Here is a 21,475-nt window from a genome sequence, read left to right as displayed (position 1 = left end):
AAAAGTATTGAAATGAAAAGTACAATCTATAAAATAGCAGCGCTTACATTCGCTGTGGCTTCAATGTCTGCCTGCTCGCTTGATGAGTATAATCCAAGCCAAAAAACAGGAGATGAAATTCTTGCAACGTTCGATGGGCTTAAAGGGTTACAGTCTTATTGTTATTCATCACTTTACGGGCAGTTATTCAGTGTCTATGATTTCTTGTCTGTGGCTGAAGGTGGTACGGACTGCTGGGTAACTCCTGCCGGTAATCCGGATTATGCCAAGCAGGTGATTTATTATGATGGTTTAGCTACGAATACGAATGCTACAAATAAATTATTCGGTCAGGCTTATTCTATGATCGGTAATTGTAATGCAGTAGTAAACAGGGCTGAATTACTAACGGATGGCAATGAAAAAGATATAACGACTTTAGTGGCTGAAGCCCGCTGTCTCCGTGCGTTTTATTATTCCATATTGGTGAATACGTATGGGAATGTAACGTTAACCTTGGAAGAATCATCTCAAGATCCTATTTTGACTCCGCAGCGGAACTCTATTGAAGAACTATATACGCAGATAATTGATGATTTGAAATTTGCGGCCAATAATCTTGAAGATACTCCTTATGATAATAATCGTGCGCGTGTGACTAAGAAAACCGCGTTAGGACTTTTGGCTCGCGTTTATGCTCAAGGTGGTGGCGAATATGGGCTGACAGAAGATGGAGTATCTTATTGGCAACGTGCTAAAGAAGTGGCAGAGGACATGATTTTAGCGTATGGTGACTGTCTGTATGATGATGTGGAAGATGTTTGGGCTCCGGCAAATAATCGAAATAATAAAGAAGCTTTATTTATTGCTGCCGGTCCGGATGCTACGAATTTGGAGAACTGGAATGCTGGAACACAATGTAATAATAACTTTACTTATATGTATCCAAAGCCAAATACTCTCACTATTTATCCTACTCCGGATAATCAAAATTATTGGTATGGACGTACTAATAATAATACGTTGGCACCTTCCAAATATTTGCTGGATTGTTTTGATGCTGATTATGATAAGCGGTGGGAAGTAACCTTTACTACGGCTTTTGTACAGTTTTCTGCCGTACAGTCAGGAGGTAGTTATTTGTTTACTAAGAAGCAGACATTAGATGATGGTACAACGCCGAAAATTGGAACAAAACATGGTGTAAATGATAATATTAGTTCATTTACAATTCTTACTCAAAATATAATCGATACTTATGGATTGGATGCAAAATTCCATAATGAGTATATTTATCCTTATGGTGATTTGAATTATACATATTATGATGGAACTTGGGCGCCCAAAATGATAGCCAAGGTTTGGCCGAAAGGTGAAAATAGCGGTGATCCTTCCAAATTGCAGGAAGTGAAGAACCCCTATGTGATACCTTACCCTGTAGCTGAAGATGATGATAGAATCTGTTTCTACTTGTCAAAGGAAAGACTTTCGGATGCGGAGAAAGCGAAACGTAGATATTATGTAATCAATATTGATGATTTGTTTGATAACGGACAATATCGTAAAACAGATATAAAAGTCACTAATGACAAAAATATGTACCCTGGTTTCAACAAATACAATTGGTTGTCGGAAGATTCATATAGTAGCAATTTGCAACGTAAGACAGGTGATGTGTTCATTATGCGTATGGCTGAAGTATATCTGATTGCAGCTGAAGCTAACCAACAATTAGGAAATGGCGGAAAAGCTGCTGAATATTTAAATGTACTGAAAAAGCGTGCCGCTCGCAATGATGCATCTTACAATGCTATGAAATTGAGTAATGCTACACAGGATGATGTTATGGACGAATATGCTCGTGAATTATGTGGAGAATATCAACGTTGGGTATTGATGAAGCGTCACAAAGATTCTTTCAAACAACGTCTTGCGGTTGGTAATCCTCGTGCAGCTGAAAATTTTGATGAAAACAAGCATTATTTGCGTCCGATTTCTTTTAACTTCTTGAGTCAGATTGATAATGCAGAAGAATATGGAAACAATGGGTATTAGTACTCTTACAGATTAAATTTAGATTAAAGAGGGGATATGTCGTGGTGATATGTCCCTTTTTTATATATCTTTGCGTAATCGAACAGAACTTTTAAAAAGCGGAACTATGTTAGAAGAAATTTTAGCTTACAACAAGCAATTTGTTGAGAACAAGGGATACGAATCGTATATTACTAATAAATATCCCGATAAGAAAATAGCTATTCTTTCCTGTATGGACACCCGACTGACTGCTTTGCTTCCAGCCGCATTAGGAATTAAGAATGGCGATGTAAAAATGATAAAAAATGCAGGTGGCGTTATTTCCCATCCTTTCGGTAGCGTGATACGTAGTTTGCTCGTTGCTATTTTTGAGTTGGGGGTAGAGGAAATAATGGTGATTGCTCATTCTGACTGTGGAGCTTGCCACATGCACAGTGAAGTAATGCTCGAAAAAATGAAAGCACGCGGGATCAATCCGGATTATATTGACATGATGCGTTTCTGCGGAGTTGACTTTCATTCGTGGCTGGATGGCTTCGAAGATACGGAAAAGTCGGTGAGAGGAACAGTTGATTTTATTGTACGCCATCCTTTGATCCCTTCAGATGTGACAGTCTACGGGTTTATTATTGATTCTACGACCGGGGAATTAACTCGGATTGTATAGATAATTAGATAGATTAGGTAAATAGATAAACTTCTTTTTTAATCCCCTAAATATAGTGACGCTATCCTATCATGATAGTGACGCCATTCCTATTGTATAGTGTCGCTATGTCTGGAGGATAGTGACGCTATTTTGAAGACAAAAAAATAAGGCAGCTTTTTATCGGCTGCCTTTATCTTTCTGCGGTTATATACTTTCTTTGACTGGTGCACTCGTTTGTGACAAATAGGGTGTCCGTACATCTCAATTTCTGCCTCACGGCTAGCTTTACGATTCGCTTTAATGTAATCGTCTTGTGTAATTCGCTTTTTCATAATGAAATTATTTATCTGTGCAAAGATACAATATATTCTTCATTTAGTGGAGTATTTGGCACTCTTTTCATGTCATAGATTCCCTTCTGACAAAAGAAATGAAAAAGATACTTTTATTTCCTATTACGCTCGGTTTGCATTATCTTTGCATACATTAATCAAATGAAACCGGAAATAATATGGAAAATTTCAGTGAATTAATAAAGAACCGTCGTAGTATGCGGAAGTTCACCGATGAAGAGTTGACACAAGATCAGGTAGTTACGTTGATGAAAGCAGCTTTGATGTCTCCTTCTTCCAAACGTAGTAATAGTTGGCAGTTTGTAGTGATTGATGATAAAGAGGTATTGAAAGAATTGTCTCATTGCAAGGAACAGGCTTCTTCATTCATTGCCGACGCTGCTTTGGCAATTGTGGTAATGGCCGATCCGTTGGCCAGTGATGTTTGGATTGAAGATGCTTCTATTGCTTCTATCATGATACAGTTGCAGGCCGAAGATCTCGGCTTGGGAAGCTGCTGGGTGCAGGTCCGCGAACGTTTCACTGCTACCGGAATGCCTTCCGATGAATTTGTTCATGGAATCCTGGGTATTCCTCTGCAACTTCAAATTCTTTCCGTTATTGCTATCGGACATAAAGGGATGGAACGTAAACCTTTCAACGAAGAACATCTTCAATGGGAGAAAATTCACATAAATAAATTCGGAGGAAAATAAATATGGGAGCTGCTAAAGCGAGTAACAGCAAAGATACTTATTTGGCTACTGCTGTTACCTTTATCGTTATCGGAGCACTTTATCTGATTGATAAACTGATTCATTTCTCTACTATTGGACTACCTTGGGTGATGAATAAAGACAATATGTTATTGTATGCTTCGATCTGTTTTCTTATTTTCAAACGCGATAAATCAATTGGTTTTGTGTTACTTGGTCTTTGGCTGGTGATGAATATCAGTCTGGTAATATCATTGCTGGGTTCGTTATCCGGGTATCTGCTGCCATTGACTTTGCTCATTGTCGGCATCATTTTATTCTGGTTTGCAAAACGGTAAGGAAATAATGAAGAGAAGTATAGAAGATACACCGATTGTGTTTATTGGCGCAGGTAACCTGGCTACTAATCTGGCGAAGGCTCTCTATCATAAAGGCTTCCGTATTGTGCAGGTATATAGCCGGACCATGGAATCTGCCCGTACTTTAGCCGAGAAAGTTGAAGCTGAATATACTACAGATTTACAGGAAGTCTCCAAAGATGCCAAATTGTATATTGTATCTTTGAAAGATGCCGCTTTAGTAGATTTGTTGCCGCAGATAACAGAAGGGAAACAGAATTCTTTGTTGGTGCATACAGCAGGAAGTATTCCGATGAGTATTTGGGAAGGGCATGCAGAACGCTATGGGGTATTTTATCCGATGCAGACATTCAGCAAACAACGTGAGGTCAATTTTCAGGAAGTGCCTTTCTTTGTTGAAGCGAAACGACCGGAAGATGTAGAGCTCTTGAAAGCTGTTGCCGCCACTCTTTCGGAGAAAGTTTACGAAGCTTCTTCCGAGCAGCGTAAAAGCCTTCATTTGGCAGCTGTTTTTATCTGCAACTTCACAAATCACATGTATGCATTAGCTGCTGATTTGCTTGAAAAATACAACTTACCTTTCGATGTCATGCTTCCGCTGATAGACGAAACGGCACGTAAAGTACACGAGCTGGCACCGCGTGATGCACAGACCGGACCCGCTGTCCGTTACGATGAGAATGTGATGAACAATCATCTTGCCATGTTGGTAGATTCTCCGGCATTGCAGGAAATATATAAACTAATGAGCAAAAGTATCCATGAGCACCATCAACTATGATTTATCCCGTATCAAGGCTTTAGCTTTTGATGTAGACGGAGTATTGAGTTCGACAACCGTACCTTTGCATCCTTCCGGAGAGCCGATGCGTACTGTGAATATCAAAGACGGGTACGCCATCCAGTTGGCTGTGAAAAAAGGACTTCACATAGCCATCATCACCGGTGGCCGTACAGAAGCAGTGCGTATCCGTTTTGAAGGACTGGGAGTGAAGGATCTGTATATGGGATCCGCCGTCAAGATACACGACTATCGTGATTTTCGTGATAAATACGGACTGACCGATGATGAAATTCTCTATATGGGCGATGATGTTCCGGATATTGAAGTGATGCGTGAATGTGGACTTCCATGTTGTCCGAAAGATGCCGTGCCGGAAGTGAAATCCGTAGCAAAGTATATCTCTTATGCAGACGGCGGACGTGGTTGCGGACGTGATGTAGTGGAGCAAGTACTGAAAGCTCATGGCTTGTGGATGGCAGAAGATGCTTTCGGCTGGTGAAATCAACTGGTGACATCAATAAAAAGTATTTTCAACCATAAACCATAAATTATAAATCATAAATCGAATCATGCTTGATAATTTAAAGAAATATCAGATTATACTAGCCTCCAATTCTCCCCGTCGGAAAGAATTGATGTCAGGCTTGGGAGTGGACTATGTAGTCAGAACATTGCCGGATGTAGACGAGTCATATCCGGATATATTGGTTGGTGCTGAAATACCCGAATATATTGCTCGTGAAAAGGCGGGTGCCTACCGTACCATGATGCAGCCGGGAGAATTATTGATTACAGCAGATACCATTGTCTGGATGGATGGAAAAGTACTTGGAAAACCGGAAGGTAGGGAAGGGGCCATTGAAATGCTTCGTGCTCTTTCGGGGAAGTCTCATCAGGTTTTCACAGGTGTTTGCTTGACTACTACCGAATGGCAAAAAAGCTTTACCGCTTCTTCCGAAGTATTGTTTGATGTCTTGTCAGAAGATGAAATCCAGTATTATGTCGACCTCTATCAGCCGATGGATAAGGCAGGAGCCTATGGTGTCCAGGAATGGATCGGGTATATCGGTGTGAAATCAATTTCAGGTAGCTTCTATAATATTATGGGACTTCCCATACAGAAGTTGTATGGAGAGTTGAAAAAGTTATAGTAAGGATCCTGAATCTATCTGAATATTTCTACTTACCCCAATAATATGAGAAGGCTGCCTCAAAATAGAAAATGAGGCAGCCTTTTTCTGTATTCTTAAGCAGGGACATTTACTGAATATCCCGAATTGAAAGATGCAGGAGACTATAATAAATCCAACATCAGAGGAATGTCCTCTTCTCGAATCCCTTGTGTGAGAAGAGATTCTTCATCTTTGTGGAACATCTCCAAGAATCTTTCCCGGTTCCCACTAGCTGTAATGGCTTTTCCGTAGAAAACGGCAGCTTTCTGAATATCTCCCATTACCCAAGCCACATGTCCTGCGTTCATATAATCAATAGCCAGCGGCTTTTGCTCAATAATCTTTTCATAATATTTCATCGCCTGTTCATGCTTCTGGTTGATGAACGAGCACCAACCGATGCCGCGCCATGCCTTTATACAATTGTTCTCGATGAAATCCAACTTGAAGAAATAATTCAGAGCTTCCTCATATTGTCCCAATTCAGCCAGGCAACTACCGATATAGAAAGTCACATTGGTATCTTCCGGAGCAGCTTCTTCCACCTTTTTATAATAAGTGAGTGCAGCCTGATAGTTTCTATTTAGCCGGTAACAAATAGCCAGGTGGCGATTGTTCCAAATATTATCCGGCTTCAGCGTGTCTGCTTTCAGATAAGCCTGAATAGCTTCTGCATATTTCTTTCTTTTCTGTAATGCATAGCCAAACTTCTGATAATATTCTGCACTTTCTCCTTCGAATCCTCCAATAGACTCCAGTTCTTCATAAATTTCAATAGCCTCGTCCCAACGTTCCTTTGCCAGATAAAAATCGGCAATGGGGAATAATACATCTTCCCAATACAAGATATTGTCGAGTGCAGGAACGTGATGAAGGTCGAGTTTCTCTTTAAAAATATCTCTGAACTCACTCTTGCGTACACTAAGTTTGAAGAAACGGTACAAGTCGTGCAGGTATTGGTTACTGACCGTTCCCGGACGTTCATTGAACCTCTTCATTGTTTCAACATTCGATTTCTCTGCCAATTCTGCCACCTGCTGTTCGTTCAACTGACTCAACATCATATCTTGTTGCGACTGTGGCAATTGATGAATCGTGAAAAAGAGCGAGTACTTATCGCTGTTGCTGAAAAAGCCCGATTGAAGAATTAAATCCAGCAGACTGCCTCCCTGATTTCCCGCTTGTTTCATTGCTTTGAGTACATTGGACTGTTGTTTGCTGAATGGATAAAACCAGTTATGCACCTCGCGGAAGAACGGATAATTTTTCAATGCGGCAAAAGTGCTCATATACACATCTGCGCCCTCTAATTGCAATTCGTTCATTTCACGCAATTTATCTCCCAGGCCGGACTTCTCGAACGCATCTTCCCAATCCGGGTTCATATCATTGTTTTCTTCATCGTTTTCTTCAAAACCGAACCGCATATTTTTCATGGAGGAAACATTCTTCAGCATTTCAGGAATAATCTCTTCCCTCATCTTTTTATCAATCTTTTCCGTTTCCTGACACAATAGCATTTGGCGGTAAATACGTGCGACGTCTTCTCTGAATGAAGGTATTTCCTCCATGAGATCTACCCTTTTGATAAGTTCCGGATAAAAAGAAAGACGGCTTCTGTAGATGTGGAAGATAATCATTGTACCTACCAATGCCCGTTGGCTGACGTTGACGTTAGGGTGTTCGTAAGCATTGAGCAGCCACATTATTTTTCGTAAGTCGAAACATTCCATCAAGCTCAATGTGAGGGCGCTGACAAATAAGCATAAGTCATCTCCCGGAAGTAATTCCGAGGCAAGCATAGCTTTTGCGTCTTCCTCGTCCTCGGGAGTCCATGCACTGTTTGTCCATGTTCTTATAAACATAAACTTGAGCGTATCTTCATGTCGTCTTAATACTTCATCCATCTTTTCGTCAGACAGTAATCCGCTGACTGCCAAGTCGTCATTAAATGACTCCAATATGTGTAATATTGTTTTAATACCATAGTTTGACAAGTCCGCCGATCTGGGAGTGCGGCGGACCTCATGATAATATCTTGATGAAGCGTTGTCCAACATGAGCAAACGTGATTGGTCGGCAATTCCCCAGGTGTCTGCTACCATTTTTTGATACAGATTCCACCGGTCAGGGTCGTTTGCTCCCTGTTTCATGTATTCCAGCATATATTTGTAAGAGGTCTGCAATTGTTCCAGGCGAGTGCGCAAATCCCAGTCAGGACATTGCCACAGCAAAGATTCCAACTGCATTAAGGCTTCTTTGAGTCTTTTCTCTTCAAGTAAAGTACGTATATATGCGTATTGTTCATTAATCGTTTTTTCGTTCATCATTCTTTAATTATTTATTTTTTCCAATCCAGGTCAAACGTTTCCAGAGACCTTCAAAAGGACCGTGTTTATGGTGTCGGAGCCACCACGAACAAAATACCATTTGTAATAGAACAAAAAGGATGCCAAAAAGGAAACTGCAAGTGATTCCTAAATATCGTCCAAGTTCAAATCCCCAATGATAGAACAAAAGAGAACCGAAAATAGATTGCCCGAGGTAGTTCGTTAAACTCATTTTACCATAAGATGTGAAACGCATAAAGAAACTGCGGTCTTTCACACGGTAGAAAGTCAGCAGTAATCCTGTTACCAGCAATACCATGAAGCTAAGGCTGCTGAATGAACTTAATATCAATTGCAAGGGAACAAGGATGGCACTTCGTTCGATGAATTCCGGCAGCATATTGTTCAATCCGTAGATGGGGAAGAAGCAGAGAAGCGAAACGGCCAATGCCTTTAACCACAGGCGTTCGTTCTGTTCGCTGTACAGGAAATATTTGCGACGACCGACAAGCATTCCGAATAAGAATAACCCCGGTGTCTGTAAGATACGTCCATGTTCCAGTGCCCAGGTCATATTGGCCAGTTGTCCTTCCCACATATTCATGCGGACTGTTTCGAGGAAAGTTCCGTTCTTTTGTACGTCGAAAGCAATGCTGAAATAATAACCTGCCAAACTTTTTCCTGCCACATAGTCAGGATTATACAAAGCATAAATCAATTTCACCCAGTCGATAGGTTGTAGAATTAATAAAGTAGCGAAGATGACAACCGTGCGGTCACTCATCCGGCAGAATATCGGAAGGATAATTCCTAAAATCGCATACATGGTCAATATTTCACCGGTAAAGAAGGCGGCATTGAACTGTCCTATCATGAAGAGAATGAATAATCTCCATAAAAAACGCAAGCGGAAATCTTTCCCTCTCCGTTGTTGGTTGTTGTCTTGAATGTAGAAACTAAAACCGAAGAGCAGGGCAAACACAGCGTATGCTTTGTTACTGAATGTGAAGAATAACCCTCTCCAAATAGCCTGATCGGTAAATTTCATCCATTCAAAAGGTACTTCTTCCGGGAAAGAGTAGAAATTAAAATGTTCAATACTGTGTAAGAGAATAATTCCCATTACTGCTAATCCTCTTAATACGTCGGCCACGTCTATTCGGGCGTTGGTTTCCGCGATTTTGTGTTCCATGATTTCTTCGTTTCTGTTATTTATAAGGTTGATATTCTATAATTATTTGATTCCGCTGTTTCAATACTGCTACTTCAGCCCTAATACCGGATGCTAATACTTAATACTTGATACTTAATACTTAATTGATACTTAATTTAAAACCTTACCTGCACCTGTGCCTGTATCAGATTGGAGTCTTTTTGTCCGTCTCCTTTCTTGTCGCAAAAGGTATATTGTGCTTGTAACCGGCATCTGGGGTAGAACCAGTATTGTACGCCTGCAATATAGTTATTCTGTTTGAAATCAGCAGCTTTGTTCGGGTTGAAATAATCGAACGAAGCGATGAAATCGAAATTCCGGGCGAAGCGTACACTGCCTGTTGCATAGAAACCTTCGCTTTTCACACTCCGGTCTTTTCCGGCAAGATATTCCGTGCGCAGATTAAAGGTGGAAGTGGTGACAACCCCTCCTGCACTCCAGCGTTTCTTGGCGTAATTTTCTCCGGCTTTAATTCCGGTATATTCCGAATCTGCTATGGCATGTCCTGTTCCGCGGATAAACGAACCACCTACGGATAACCATTTCAGCGGATTAACCATCAGGTTACCGACCACATCTTTTTGACTGTTTTTGTCTTTGGTGTTCAATCCCTGTCCGTTCATTACAGCCACTTTGTATTGCAGGAAGTCGCGAAATAATTTTCCGTGAAGCATCATACCGATATCCCGTCCGGACGTCATTCCGTAACACTTATCGCTGCCACTTACTCCCGCCAGATAACAAACAGACTGTGAATAACAATTGATGAGTTCTACTGTGGTAGGAGATAATTCATTTTCTATGGTATAGGGAACCTTGAATTCACCGATACGTGCCGTAAGTCCGGGGAGAAACTGATAATCGGTATACACTTCGAGTAACATGCCCCCATTGTAGAAGTCATACATAAAATCACAAGTCCACCGTTTGGTGATCTTTCCGTGTGCCATGAAAATGATTCGTTTGATGTCGAATGTATTGTCCGGGTTCGCTGCATCGTCATAAGTATATCCCAATTGGGCATATCCGGAGAGACTAATCCGTTCTTTCAGTGTGTTGACAACTTGATTTAGTGGTGTCTGCTCCTGTGCCAGGAGAGGATTTTGCATACCTGTAATGCATAATACAAAGGTTAAGAATTGGAGTAGTGTTTTTCGCATGAGTTAGTTGTTATTTGATTTTGATTATGGTTGATACTGTATTATGGTTGATACTGTGGGGATATACGTTGTGTCAATCAGATTCTTTTCAGAGTAGGTTTCGGGGATTCGGTGGTTTTCTTTCAACCACTGTATAGCTTTATCTATCCCTTCAGCCGAAGGGCGTTTTGCTTTTTGATAATTGGGGAGGGCGACGAGTCCTGTCAGATTTTCCGGTACACCTATTTCTATCAGCACTTGCTCCCATTCCTTCTGTGGATGCATTTTTATATAATCTACTCCCAGATTATAACCTGTGATGAGTAGTTCGATTTCTTTTCTTTTTTCGTTGAGCGCTTTTCGTGAAAAAGCGGTAGCCGTAAAATCAATGCCCAATTCCTGTGTACTCACCAATGAACGATGCTGGCTGTTCATGGCGATGGATGCGGCAGGGTCGGGCAGGAAAGAAGCGTCAATCTGATTGTACTGCAACATTTGCAGCCGGAGAGGAAGCTGGCCGATTTCCGGCATATTCATTTCTGAAAGACTGATTCCGGCTTTGCTTAATAACTGGTCGGTAGCATATTCGATAACTGTGTTGCGTGACACAGCAATATTCTTTTCCTTGAGCTGTTCCAGTTGATTGATATTACTTTCTTTAGAGACAATGAAACAGAAATAACCATCATTTTTCAGGACGAGCCCTAAATCAGCATGATGGATAGCTTGCAGCATTACTGCGCTGGGATAGTCGGTAATCATGCCGTCCATTTTCCTGGCCTGGAAAGCAGCGTCCCGGTCGTTGGCAGAGTTGAATGAAAGAATAGTCAGGTTCAGCCCTAATGAATCGTAGATACCTTGTGTTTTAGCTATATGGAAAGGGAGTCCATCCAGTGTAGGCATCATGCCCAGGGTGAGTGGTTGCAGTTCGGTTAGAGGTAAAAAAGAGCCGTCTCCTTTTTTACTCTGGCAGGAGTAAAGGAAGAGAAGGATGAACCAAAAGAGTAGTATCAGTCTTTTCATACCTCGTTTTTGTAAATAAGAGGAACTCCGTTTTTTATAAATAAGGGCAACTCTTTTCACAAAGAACTGCCCTCTTATCATTAACTATTTAAAAAATTAACTAATTATCTAGTTCTATTATTCTTGGATAGCAGCGATACCCGGAAGAACTTTTCCTTCGATTGCTTCGAGCAATGCGCCACCACCGGTTGAAACGTAAGATACACCGCTAGCCAAACCGAACTTGTTAACACAAGCTACAGAGTCGCCACCACCCACAAGTGAGAATGCGCCGTTCTTAGTGGCTTCAACGATTGCTTCACCTACTGCACGTGAGCCGTGAGTGAAGTTGTCAAATTCGAATACGCCTGTAGGACCGTTCCAAAGAATAGTCTTAGATTCTTTGATAACGTTAGCGAAGATTTCTTCAGTCTTAGGACCGATGTCAAGACCTTCCCATCCGTCAGGAATTTCGTCAACAGCACAGAATTTAGTATTTGCGTCGTTAGAGAATGCGTCAGCAATCTTAGCGTCAACAGCCAATACCAGGTTTACACCTTTTTCTTTTGCTTTCTTCATCAAATCCAAAGCCAGGTCAAGTTTGTCGTCCTCACAGATAGAGATACCGATTTTACCACCCATAGCCTTAGTAAATGTATAAGTCATACCACCGGCGATGATTAAGTTGTCTACCTTGCTCAACAGGTTTTCGATGATTTCGATTTTAGAAGAAACTTTAGAACCACCCATGATAGCAGTGAACGGACGTTTGATGTCGTTCAATACTTTATCAACGGCTTTCACTTCTTTTTCCATCAGGTAACCGAACATCTTGTTGTTTACATCGAAATATTTAGCGATCAATGCTGTAGAAGCGTGTGCACGGTGAGCAGTACCAAATGCGTCGTTTACGTAGCAGTCAGCGTAAGAAGCCAATTTCTTGGTAAATTCTTTCTGGCTTTCTTTTACTGCTTTCTTGGCAGCAGCTTTTTCTTCGTCAGTTGCATCTTCTGCCAAACCTCTTGGTTTGCCTTCTTCTTCAGCATAGAAGCGAAGATTTTCGAGCAACAGCACTTCTCCCGGTTGCAGAGCAGCAGCTTTTACAGCAGCTTCTTCGCCCATGCAGTCGTTAGCGAACTGAACTTCAACGCCCAGCAATTCAGACAGATGCTTGATGATATGTTTCAAAGAGAATTTATCGGCAACGCCTTTCGGACGGCCCAGGTGAGAGCCAATGATGATGCTTCCGCCGTCTGCCAGGATCTTCTTCAAAGTAGGAAGAGCTGCACGCATACGAGTGTCATCTGTAATGTTGAAGTTTTCGTCCAGGGGTACATTGAAGTCCACGCGAACAAATGCCTTTTTACCGGCAAAATTGAATTTGTCAATTGTCTGCATAATACTCTATTTTTATTTAAAAGTGTTTTTAAAATTCTTCTTTTAGAACGACCGCAAAGTTACTATTTATTTCGGTTCCTTGCTATTAAATCGTTATTTATTCTTGGCTTTTGGTTCCTCTTTTGTAACTTTATAGGTGTTACAGAAATATTTGCACATCATTTGCAAACCACAGGTGTCACATTTGGGAGTGCGTGCCTGACAAACATAACGACCGTGCAGAATGAGCCAATGGTGGGCAATCGGTATGAGTTTTTCCGGAATATTCTTCACCAATTCTTTTTCCACACTGAACGGAGTGGTGCAACTGTCCGGCACCAGTCCGATGCGGTGGCTGACACGGAATACGTGTGTATCTACCGCCATTGCAGCTTTATTGAACACAACCGACTGGATGACATTGGCTGTTTTTCTTCCTACACCGGGTAGCTTTACTAAGTCTTCCAGATTGTCGGGCACCTGACTATTGAAGTCATTCACCAGCATCTTTGCCATACCAACCAGATGTTTGGCTTTGTTGTTCGGATAGGACACGCTTCGTATATATTCGAAAATAACTTCCGGCGTAGTGGCTGCCAGTGCTTCCGGAGTCGGAAAATCTTTATACAAAGGGGGAGTGATCATATTCACCCGTTTGTCCGTACATTGTGCAGAAAGAATAACAGCGATCAGCAACTCATACGGATTGTTGTAATGCAGTTCGGTCTCGGCTACAGGTACATTGTCCTGAAACCAGGCGATTACTTTCTCATAACGTTCTTTCTTTCTCATCGTAGCTTATTTTTATGGTAATGAGGCGTCACTTTTAGTTTGAAATAGAGGGCGGAAACTACTGTCAGGCAGGCTCCGAAAAGATAAGCCTTATCAAATGTACTAATTTCTGCGATATATCCACCGGTCAGCATACCGATACCGATTCCTACGTCCCAAGAGGTAAGATAGGTGGAAGTGGCTGTTCCCCGCTGGCTATTGGGGGCAAGGTTGACAAACAACGTATTAAATGCCGGAAACATGATTCCAAATCCGACCCCCATCAACAATGCGATACCAAAAAACAGGATGTTGCAAACGGTATCATTCCATTGAATCAGATATACACAGGCTGAAAGCAGGAAGAAACTGCAAACAACCAGGTATAATCCGGCTATTATTACTTGTGTTATCTTTCCGCGATCCACCAGTTTTCCCGAAAAGATGCGGGAGATTGCCATGCCGACAGCCATAAAGGTAAAGAAGAATCCGGTTTGCGTGTTCAATCCTATTTGGCGGGCATACATGGCGACATAGTTGGTTGTCATTCCGTAAGGGATGGAAAGTAACAATAGGCTAAATCCGGCTGGCAATCCTTTCATCAAAATAAAACGGTCGAGTGAAATCGGTTCACGTTTCACAGGAGGTTTATAGGGCGTTTTTACCAGACTGGCACATAGAAAACCCAAAATGCAGGAACCGAATGCGTAACAGAAGATCGTAGCAAAAGAGACTCCTGCATCGTGCAGAAACAGTCCGAACATCGGCCCGATGGACATAGCTGTATTGTTGGTAAGCCCGTAATAGCCTAAACCTTCTCCACGGCGGGAAGATGGCATAATGTCTATCACTACCGTGTTTCCTCCTACTGTAACCATTCCGAAAGAGATGCCATGAATGATTCGGAATATAATAAATAAGGTAAGGGAGCCGGCTATTAAATATCCACCGAACATCATCATAAAGATGAAGTAAGCAAACAGATAAAGAGGTTTGCGGGCAAACGTGTCGAGCAGATAACCGGAAAATGGACGGATGCAGAGAGCGGCTACCGTATAGCAGGAAAGTACAATACCAATAGTGGAATTTCCAGTTTGGAAGAATTCTGATAAATAGAACGGCAAAACAGGAATCAACAACCAAAAGCCGAAGTAGAGCAGGAAGTTGGCTGCCAAGATGAAACAATAACTGGGAGTAATGAGTCTATCCTTTGCCATAATGAATGTATTTGTTTCACCACAGAGGACGCAGAGGACGCAGAGTCTCACGGAGTTTTTTCTTTCTAATGACTTTCTATGAAAAACGAGTCGTAGTTGATACGGCTGAAATAAAAACTCTGTGTCCTCTGCGTCCTCTGTGGTGAAATCTAAATTTAGTAAGCGCTCTCGAATTCTTTCAGGAAGCGAGTATCATTTTCAGAGAACATACGGAGGTCTTTCACCTGATATTTCAGGTTTGTGATACGCTCGATACCCATACCGAGAGCATAACCGCTGTATATTTTGCTGTCTATACCGTTAGATTCAAGTACGTTCGGGTCTACCATACCGCAACCGAGGATTTCTACCCAGCCGGTGTGTTTACAGAACGGACAACCTTTACCGCCGCAGATATTACAGCTGATGTCCATTTCCGCACTAGGTTCAGTGAACGGGAAGTAAGACGGACGCAGACGAATCTTTGTATCAGCACCGAACATTTCTTTAGCGAAAAGCAACAATACTTGTTTCAAGTCGGTGAACGATACGTTTTTGTCTACATACAACGCTTCTACCTGATGGAAGAAACAGTGTGCGCGATAGCTGATTGCTTCGTTACGATACACACGTCCCGGACAGATGATGCGGATAGGAGGTTGTGAAGTTTCCATTACACGGGTCTGTACGGAAGAAGTATGCGTGCGCAATACTACGTCCGGGTGAGCTTCGATAAAGAAAGTGTCCTGCATATCGCGTGCCGGATGATCTTCGGCAAAGTTCAGTGCCGAGAATACATGCCAGTCATCTTCAATTTCCGGACCTTCGGCGATGCTGAATCCCAGGCGGGCAAAGATATCGATGATTTCGTTCTTTACAATGGTGAGCGGGTGGCGTGTACCAAGTTCCACGGGATAAGCCGAACGCGTCAAATCCAATCCGTCACAATCATTGTCCTGACTTTCAAACAATTCTTTCAGCGCGTTGATTTTGTCCTGCGCTTTTGTTTTCAGTTCATTCAGTCTCATGCCGACTTCTTTTTTCTGATCGGCAGCTACATTACGGAAATCTGCCATTAAGTCGTTAATGGCTCCCTTCTTACTTAGGTATTTGATGCGGAGAGCTTCGAGTTCTTCGGCATTGGAGGCGTGTAAGGCTTCCACCTCTTTCAGAAGTTGTTCAATCTTAGCTATCATATTTTCGATGTATTGTTATTCAGTTTCTTAGTAAAAACCGTGCAAAGATATAATTTTATCACGAACCATCGAAATAATTTGTATCTTTGTTGCCGATATGTACCGAAAATCCGGCAACTTATGAAAAAGATTGTTTTCTGTCTTCTGCTTTTAACCTTTTCTTTTCGCCTGGCGGCCCAGATTGACTATTTGGAGCCGGTGAAACCTTTTTCTTCTTATACAGGCGAGTTAGGCGAATATTACCGTAGTGTGTTTTCTTTACTTAATACTGGCTTTCAGAAACAGCCATACGCGCGTTTCGCAGCTATCCCTTCCTTTTCGCCGGAGTATGCAATGTCGGTAGAAAAGAAAAACGGGCGTTATACGCTGATTTCGAATACACTATCCCGTACCTATTGGCAGGCGGAGAAGGGGACAGTAACCGTGGATACTAAATCGGTTGTCATCAGCGCTTCCCTGTATCAGTCTTTAGGGGCTATCTTTCGTTTGGTGACAGAGCAGGTGCAGGATCTGGATGGTTCTACGGCCGGTCTGGATGGAATTGTCTATTACTTTTCTTCTACGGACGCAAAAGGCAAAGAGCGGATGGGACGAAAATGGTCGCCGGAAAAAGGAACGTTGATGGAACGTCTTGTATTGGTTTGTCAGTCGGTATATATGTTATCCCGGGGAGAGAATATTTCGGAACAGACATTGGCGGAAGAGGCTGCTTCTTTATTGAAAGCATTGCAACAGCGTAGTAGGGAAGAACCGGATGCTTATAAACAACCGATGTATGTTGGAATTTATCCGGTAGGTCCCCGCGCAAAGACGCTTTCCGGAAAGCAGGTGGAAGAACCTGCTCATTTCTCTGCGAAGAGTCCGGAAGAATATATTGCCAATGAAATGGTTTATCCGGCAGGACTTTTAGAGAAGAATGTTTCGGGTTATGCTTTGTGTGAGTTTACTATTGATAAGGAAGGGGTTATCCTTCGTCCTCATATTCTACGTTCCACTCATCCGGAATTTGCAGAGGAGGCTCTCCGCATTGTTAAAGGGATGCCGAAATGGTCCCCTGCATTGGCGGGAGGAAAGCCGGCGGATAGTAATTATACTCTTTATATTCCTTTCCGTCCGCAACTTTATCGGAAAAATAAGTAACTTTGTATTCAAAGTCCGATTAATAAAAAAGAAATATTGCATTTATAACTTGAATTCAGCAGCCTCTCTCTAATAAATAAAAAAAATAAATTTGCTGTCATCTGTCACAGATTGCAACTTAACTGTTTGATTATGAAAAGTAAATGGCGTGACAGCAACGTGGTGACAGCACTGTGACGGCAATAGTGCTGTCACTGCAAAGCCAAGGAGAAATAAACGCACTACAAAGGTGTGATAGAGGTGCATACCCGAATCAAGTAAAAATCACAGATGAAGTTTCATTGCCTAAATAGTATTAACTACAGGCAGATAGGCTATTCTATTTATTACCCTTCTACTTACGGGGCGGGATCTGCCTTGTGACTGATAGTTTCAAGCCTTGAAACTATTTGTTCTGCGGCTTGAAACTATAGTTTTGTAGTGTACTAAATAAGTTGACACTTCTTAAATGCGAAATTCCCATGAAAGAATTAAAAAAGAAGTACACTCCTTACACAGAATCCGAACGAATGTCTTATATTCGTGAGTATTTATCTACTTCGGAAACGAAGTATCAGTTTGCCAAACGTACCGGTATTTGCCGTCGTCTGCTGATTCTTTGGCTTGATAAGTATCATATAAATGATAAAGTTATGAGTACAGACCACCCCTCTTTCAACAAATACTCTGCTGAGTCTCTCAATGAACTGGAGAAAGAACTCGCTGCATTGCGTGCCGAAAATCGCAAACTTCAGCGTGCTCTTCAGGAGGAAAGTCTTCGTCATGAAGCTTGTGAGGAATTAATAAATCTTGCTGAGTCAACCTATCACATCAAGGTTCGAAAAAACTCCGATGCCAAGTAATCGATACCTTGTCACAGGGGAACTCTGCCCGTCATATGCGCGGTAGGCTACAGTTCCTCTGTGATTACTTCGGCATAACCAGACAAGGTTATTATAAGCATGTCAACAGAAAAAAGGAAATAGACATCCTCACATCAAGCATTGTGTTGTATTGTAATGAGTTACGTAAACTTATGCCTAAGGCTGGTATACGTGAACTCTATGCATGCTGTCTCCGCAAGTTTGGTGTCAGGATGGTCATTGGGCGTGATCAATGCTATAATATTTTTCGTGCTAATGGCCTGTGTCAACGTGTCAGACATGTGAGACCAAAGACAACAAATTCTAATCATAATTATTACATTTATCCGGACTTGCTAAATGTTACTCCTAAATTTGTAGCTGACACATTCGGTTCAATGGTTGTAGCGGACATAACCTATGTTGCCACGTACCAGGGATGGGCTTACCTGTCTCTTCTTACCGATGCGGGCAGTCGGGCGATAGTTGGATATGCCCTGTGCAAAACACTTGAAGCGGAAGGTCCCTTAAAGGCACTGAGGATGGCTATAGACTTTTACAACAGATACAATGTTGATTTGAGTAGTCTCATACACCATTCTGACCGGGGAGTGCAATACTGCTCAAACCTGTATGTGGATATGCTCAAGAAACATCATATCAATATTAGTATGACGCAGTGTGGAGATCCGCTACATAATGCCCTGGCTGAACGGATGAATAACACGATCAAGAATGGGTGGTTGTTTGACTGCGAAGATGACAGCTTTGAACAGTTGGATAAACGTATAAGCGACGCCATATATGCATACAATTATGTTCGACCCCATCAAGGTATACAAATGAAAACACCGATGGAACATATTCGTAAGTACGCGGAAAAAGGTAGTTGAAGTCCCGCTCGTCGGGACGGGTGCTCCCGCCCCTTGCCGCGAGGGCGATCCCCGAGCGAAGAGTTTTTGTTGTTTAATGAAGTTTACAGCCCGAAGTCTTGCATTTATAAGAAAAGATACATATGTTTGCAACATCTTTAATATGACAACTTATTAAGGAATTACAAAGGGACAAGTAAACTTATTTAGGTTTTAAAATATATTGAGTTAACTAACTTAGGTATAACAAACGAAGTTGTCAACTAAATCCAGTACAGTACATTTCGTAGGCTTGAAACTTTTGTTTCTCTTGCTTGGAACTATTAGTTTCTTACTGATGAAACTATAGTTTCTCACCGATGGAACTGTAGTTTCTCGCCGATGAAACAACCTTTACTCTATAATAGCCTGATTATGTTGGAGTACATTTGTAAGCACTCATTGTATGGCTGTCCCTTTTTCTATACTCTGTAGTGGAGTATATAGCATCTCTTTATCCAATAATTAGTATTCTTTATTATTGTTGATAGGTAATAGTGACATGTAATTTGTTTCTCCTGCCGTTAATTTAGTTAAAATTTCCGCTATATATTTCACCGGCCTTAATCCATTCATCTTACATGTTTCAATAATTGAGTATAACATAGAAGCATTCTTTGCCCCTAGTTCCGATCCGCAAAACAGATAATTCTTTCTTCCCATACAAATGGGCTTCATCATCCTCTCGGCCGTATTATTATCAATTTCCGCCTTTCCATTTTGCACATAGCGTGATACTGCTTCCCATTCATTGACAGCATATCTGACCGCTTTTAGAAAAAGGTTGGCTGTATCCCCGCGTGTTTGATCAAAAACGGGTTTTATCATCTGCCATATTTCTGCCAATATAGGAATTGCCCTCTTTTGACGTTCCATCCTGCGTTCATCTTCGGAGAGAAGATTAATTCTGCAATCCGCCTCCACCCAGTATAGGTTTGATATCAGGTTGATTATGTCTGCAGACCGATGGTCGGTCTGTAATGCATCGACAAACTTTCGCCTGACGTGTGCCATACATCCGTACCGTGTTATTGAGGAATCTTCCCGTTCAAACATTTTATAGACATTGTAGCCGTCGGTGGTGACACTTCCCCGGAAGCCTGCGAAGAACTTTTGGGCGACCTTCATGCTACGGCTGCCGTTGTCATACAGATAATAAGCTATTTTCCGGTCGGGATTCTTTATTCCCCAAATGTATTGTTTACGGTATTCATACTTACCCTTCTGCTGATTGTACACTCTGACTTGTTCGGTAGTCTCATCACTGAACAGCATGCTTCCGGGTGTGAGAAGCAACTGCCGGAAAGGTTCCTCAAGCTTGCACAACTCCTTCATGTGCCTCTTTATCCAGGCCAAAACGGTAGAGGTGTTGAAACGTGCACCGGCATCCTTGAGACGGTCTACGACCCGTTCAAGAGACAAACCGTACTGGTATTTGTCAACCAAAATGCGGGCCATCAGTTCAAAATCCACAGGATATCCTTCAAGGACGTTCTCAAACGGTCTGCGGGTATCATTTTTGTCTGTAGGCTGATAATAGTTTGAGATGTTTCCCTGTGTATCCACCAGCCGTACAAGTTTGAATACATGTTTGACCACTTGATGTTGAATCGAGTATTGAATCCATTCACGTATGCCTATCTTGCGTGCACCCGAAGGGATATCCGATTCATCACAGTAATGTACCACCACATTCTCCGCACCGGTGGACTGCTTGCCATAATCCTTACGGCAGGAAGGGGATTCAGGCCGGGGAGCGGCCTCAGAAGAGGCTGATTCCGCAGCTTTCTGTTCCAAGTCTTCAACCGGAGCCGAAGGAGCGGAGCCGTCAAAATCATCCTTATCCTCTTTGAGGTCTTTTTGCTTCGTTGCGGACAAGGAAGATTTCTTCTCGGATTTACGCCCGTATAACTGCCGTTTCTGTCTGGCAATCTCATAAAGCTCATCAGCACGCGTATTCTCGAGCGCTTCAAGGGCACTGGAAAGCTCCTGTATTTTCTCTTCTGCGGCTGACTTGGCCTCAAGGGCCCGGGAAAGACGGTTGGAAAGCGCCTTGTTGTCATGTCTCATGCTTTTCAGTTCCTCAAGTGCCCTGTCAAGTTTAGACAGGATCTGCATATTACCCGACTGCTGTTCACGCTGCAAGTCGTCAAGCAGGTTTCGAAGCCGCAGGATCTCATCATCCTTTGACAGTAGCTGGGCGATTAATATGTTGATCGTTTCCTTGTCTTCCATGTCGCAAATATACAAAAAAAAACTGACTTATGTAAGACTTTTAATATATTAATGTATTGATAGTCAGATATATAACCGCATACAATCGATTCTTC

Annotated in this window: 20 protein-coding genes; 10 read left to right on the top strand and 10 right to left on the bottom strand. The window is 42.0% G+C overall.

The features are described from left to right. Nucleotides 1-12: 12 nt before the first annotated feature. Complete coding sequence (locus INE92_RS11600; protein WP_212702035.1) at nucleotides 13-2,034, top strand: RagB/SusD family nutrient uptake outer membrane protein; 2,022 nt, start codon at nucleotides 13-15, stop codon at nucleotides 2,032-2,034. 106 nt (nucleotides 2,035-2,140) lie between these two features. Next, nucleotides 2,141-2,683: a beta-class carbonic anhydrase gene (locus INE92_RS11595; RefSeq protein ID WP_004300877.1), complete on the top strand. Its 543-nt coding sequence runs from the start codon at nucleotides 2,141-2,143 to the stop codon at nucleotides 2,681-2,683. 89 nt (nucleotides 2,684-2,772) lie between these two features. Here INE92_RS11595 and INE92_RS11590 read toward each other — a convergent pair whose 3' ends face one another. Beyond that, a complete protein-coding gene (locus tag INE92_RS11590) occupies nucleotides 2,773-2,997 on the bottom strand; it encodes a hypothetical protein (protein ID WP_008026002.1) in 225 nt (74 codons plus the stop codon). A gap of 179 nt (nucleotides 2,998-3,176) precedes the next feature. On the opposite strand from INE92_RS11590, the gene INE92_RS11585 reads away from it, so the two are divergent. The 5 genes from INE92_RS11585 to INE92_RS11565 all read left to right on the top strand — a co-directional run bounded on the left by INE92_RS11585 (nucleotide 3,177) and on the right by INE92_RS11565 (nucleotide 6,007). Then, nucleotides 3,177-3,713 (top strand): nitroreductase family protein, encoded by a 537-nt coding sequence (locus INE92_RS11585; RefSeq protein WP_008771322.1) that lies wholly within the window; start codon nucleotides 3,177-3,179, stop codon nucleotides 3,711-3,713. Between the two features lie 2 nt (nucleotides 3,714-3,715). Beyond that, a complete protein-coding gene (locus tag INE92_RS11580; protein ID WP_004314220.1) occupies nucleotides 3,716-4,051 on the top strand; it encodes a hypothetical protein in 336 nt (111 codons plus the stop codon). Between the two features lie 7 nt (nucleotides 4,052-4,058). Continuing rightward, entirely contained in the window at nucleotides 4,059-4,853 is a 795-nt protein-coding gene (locus INE92_RS11575) for a Rossmann-like and DUF2520 domain-containing protein (protein WP_195436568.1), read from the top strand. Then, entirely contained in the window at nucleotides 4,834-5,355 is a 522-nt protein-coding gene (locus tag INE92_RS11570; protein ID WP_008026011.1) for a KdsC family phosphatase, read from the top strand. The genes INE92_RS11575 and INE92_RS11570 overlap by 20 nt, the downstream gene beginning before the upstream one ends. 70 nt (nucleotides 5,356-5,425) lie before the next feature. Next, a complete protein-coding gene (locus tag INE92_RS11565; protein ID WP_195436569.1) occupies nucleotides 5,426-6,007 on the top strand; it encodes a Maf-like protein in 582 nt (193 codons plus the stop codon). A 143-nt stretch (nucleotides 6,008-6,150) separates the two neighbouring features. Here the strand turns inward: INE92_RS11565 and INE92_RS11560 are convergent, their stop codons facing one another. The 8 genes from INE92_RS11560 to pheS all read right to left on the bottom strand — a co-directional run bounded on the left by INE92_RS11560 (nucleotide 6,151) and on the right by pheS (nucleotide 16,252). Then, nucleotides 6,151-8,358: a tetratricopeptide repeat protein gene (locus INE92_RS11560; RefSeq protein WP_195436570.1), complete on the bottom strand. Its 2,208-nt coding sequence runs from the start codon at nucleotides 8,356-8,358 to the stop codon at nucleotides 6,151-6,153. A 7-nt stretch (nucleotides 8,359-8,365) separates the two neighbouring features. Further along, a complete protein-coding gene (locus INE92_RS11555; RefSeq protein ID WP_195436571.1) occupies nucleotides 8,366-9,550 on the bottom strand; it encodes a DUF418 domain-containing protein in 1,185 nt (394 codons plus the stop codon). Nucleotides 9,551-9,687: 137 nt separating this feature from the next. Continuing rightward, on the bottom strand, nucleotides 9,688-10,731 hold the full coding sequence (locus tag INE92_RS11550; RefSeq protein WP_004314227.1) for a porin family protein: 1,044 nt from the start codon (nucleotides 10,729-10,731) through the stop codon (nucleotides 9,688-9,690). Between the two features lie 24 nt (nucleotides 10,732-10,755). Continuing rightward, nucleotides 10,756-11,733, bottom strand: coding sequence for an ABC transporter substrate-binding protein (locus INE92_RS11545; protein ID WP_195436572.1), 978 nt, complete (start codon nucleotides 11,731-11,733; stop codon nucleotides 10,756-10,758). A gap of 117 nt (nucleotides 11,734-11,850) precedes the next feature. Further along, nucleotides 11,851-13,110 carry a phosphoglycerate kinase gene (locus INE92_RS11540; protein WP_004300866.1) on the bottom strand — a complete coding sequence of 420 codons (1,260 nt, stop codon included), beginning with the start codon at nucleotides 13,108-13,110 and terminating at the stop codon, nucleotides 11,851-11,853. 93 nt (nucleotides 13,111-13,203) lie between these two features. Beyond that, the gene (nth, locus tag INE92_RS11535) at nucleotides 13,204-13,881 is read right to left on the bottom strand and encodes an endonuclease III (RefSeq protein ID WP_151923499.1); all 678 of its coding nucleotides are present in this window, start codon (nucleotides 13,879-13,881) and stop codon (nucleotides 13,204-13,206) included. Then, nucleotides 13,878-15,077 carry an MFS transporter gene (locus tag INE92_RS11530; protein WP_049703500.1) on the bottom strand — a complete coding sequence of 400 codons (1,200 nt, stop codon included), beginning with the start codon at nucleotides 15,075-15,077 and terminating at the stop codon, nucleotides 13,878-13,880. Before INE92_RS11530 ends, nth begins: the two co-directional genes overlap by 4 nt. Before the next feature lie 155 nt (nucleotides 15,078-15,232). Continuing rightward, the gene (gene pheS / locus INE92_RS11525; RefSeq protein ID WP_004314231.1) at nucleotides 15,233-16,252 is read right to left on the bottom strand and encodes a phenylalanine--tRNA ligase subunit alpha; all 1,020 of its coding nucleotides are present in this window, start codon (nucleotides 16,250-16,252) and stop codon (nucleotides 15,233-15,235) included. 120 nt (nucleotides 16,253-16,372) lie between these two features. Between pheS and INE92_RS11520 the strand changes: the two genes are divergently transcribed. The 3 genes from INE92_RS11520 to INE92_RS11510 all read left to right on the top strand — a co-directional run bounded on the left by INE92_RS11520 (nucleotide 16,373) and on the right by INE92_RS11510 (nucleotide 19,127). Beyond that, nucleotides 16,373-17,392: an energy transducer TonB gene (locus tag INE92_RS11520; RefSeq protein WP_008644888.1), complete on the top strand. Its 1,020-nt coding sequence runs from the start codon at nucleotides 16,373-16,375 to the stop codon at nucleotides 17,390-17,392. A 461-nt stretch (nucleotides 17,393-17,853) separates the two neighbouring features. Continuing rightward, nucleotides 17,854-18,234 (top strand): hypothetical protein, encoded by a 381-nt coding sequence (locus INE92_RS11515; protein ID WP_015532999.1) that lies wholly within the window; start codon nucleotides 17,854-17,856, stop codon nucleotides 18,232-18,234. Nucleotides 18,235-18,269: 35 nt separating this feature from the next. Next, nucleotides 18,270-19,127: an IS3 family transposase gene (locus tag INE92_RS11510; protein ID WP_015533000.1), complete on the top strand. Its 858-nt coding sequence runs from the start codon at nucleotides 18,270-18,272 to the stop codon at nucleotides 19,125-19,127. Nucleotides 19,128-19,610: 483 nt separating this feature from the next. Here the strand turns inward: INE92_RS11510 and tnpC are convergent, their stop codons facing one another. Further along, on the bottom strand, nucleotides 19,611-21,380 hold the full coding sequence (gene tnpC, locus INE92_RS11505; RefSeq protein ID WP_151926713.1) for an IS66 family transposase: 1,770 nt from the start codon (nucleotides 21,378-21,380) through the stop codon (nucleotides 19,611-19,613). Nucleotides 21,381-21,475: the final 95 nt, after the last annotated feature.

This window comes from Bacteroides xylanisolvens (assembly GCF_018289135.1).
In the GTDB taxonomy this organism is placed as follows: Bacteria; Bacteroidota; Bacteroidia; order Bacteroidales; family Bacteroidaceae; genus Bacteroides; species Bacteroides xylanisolvens.
This window is presented reverse-complemented; position numbering and strand designations above follow the sequence as displayed.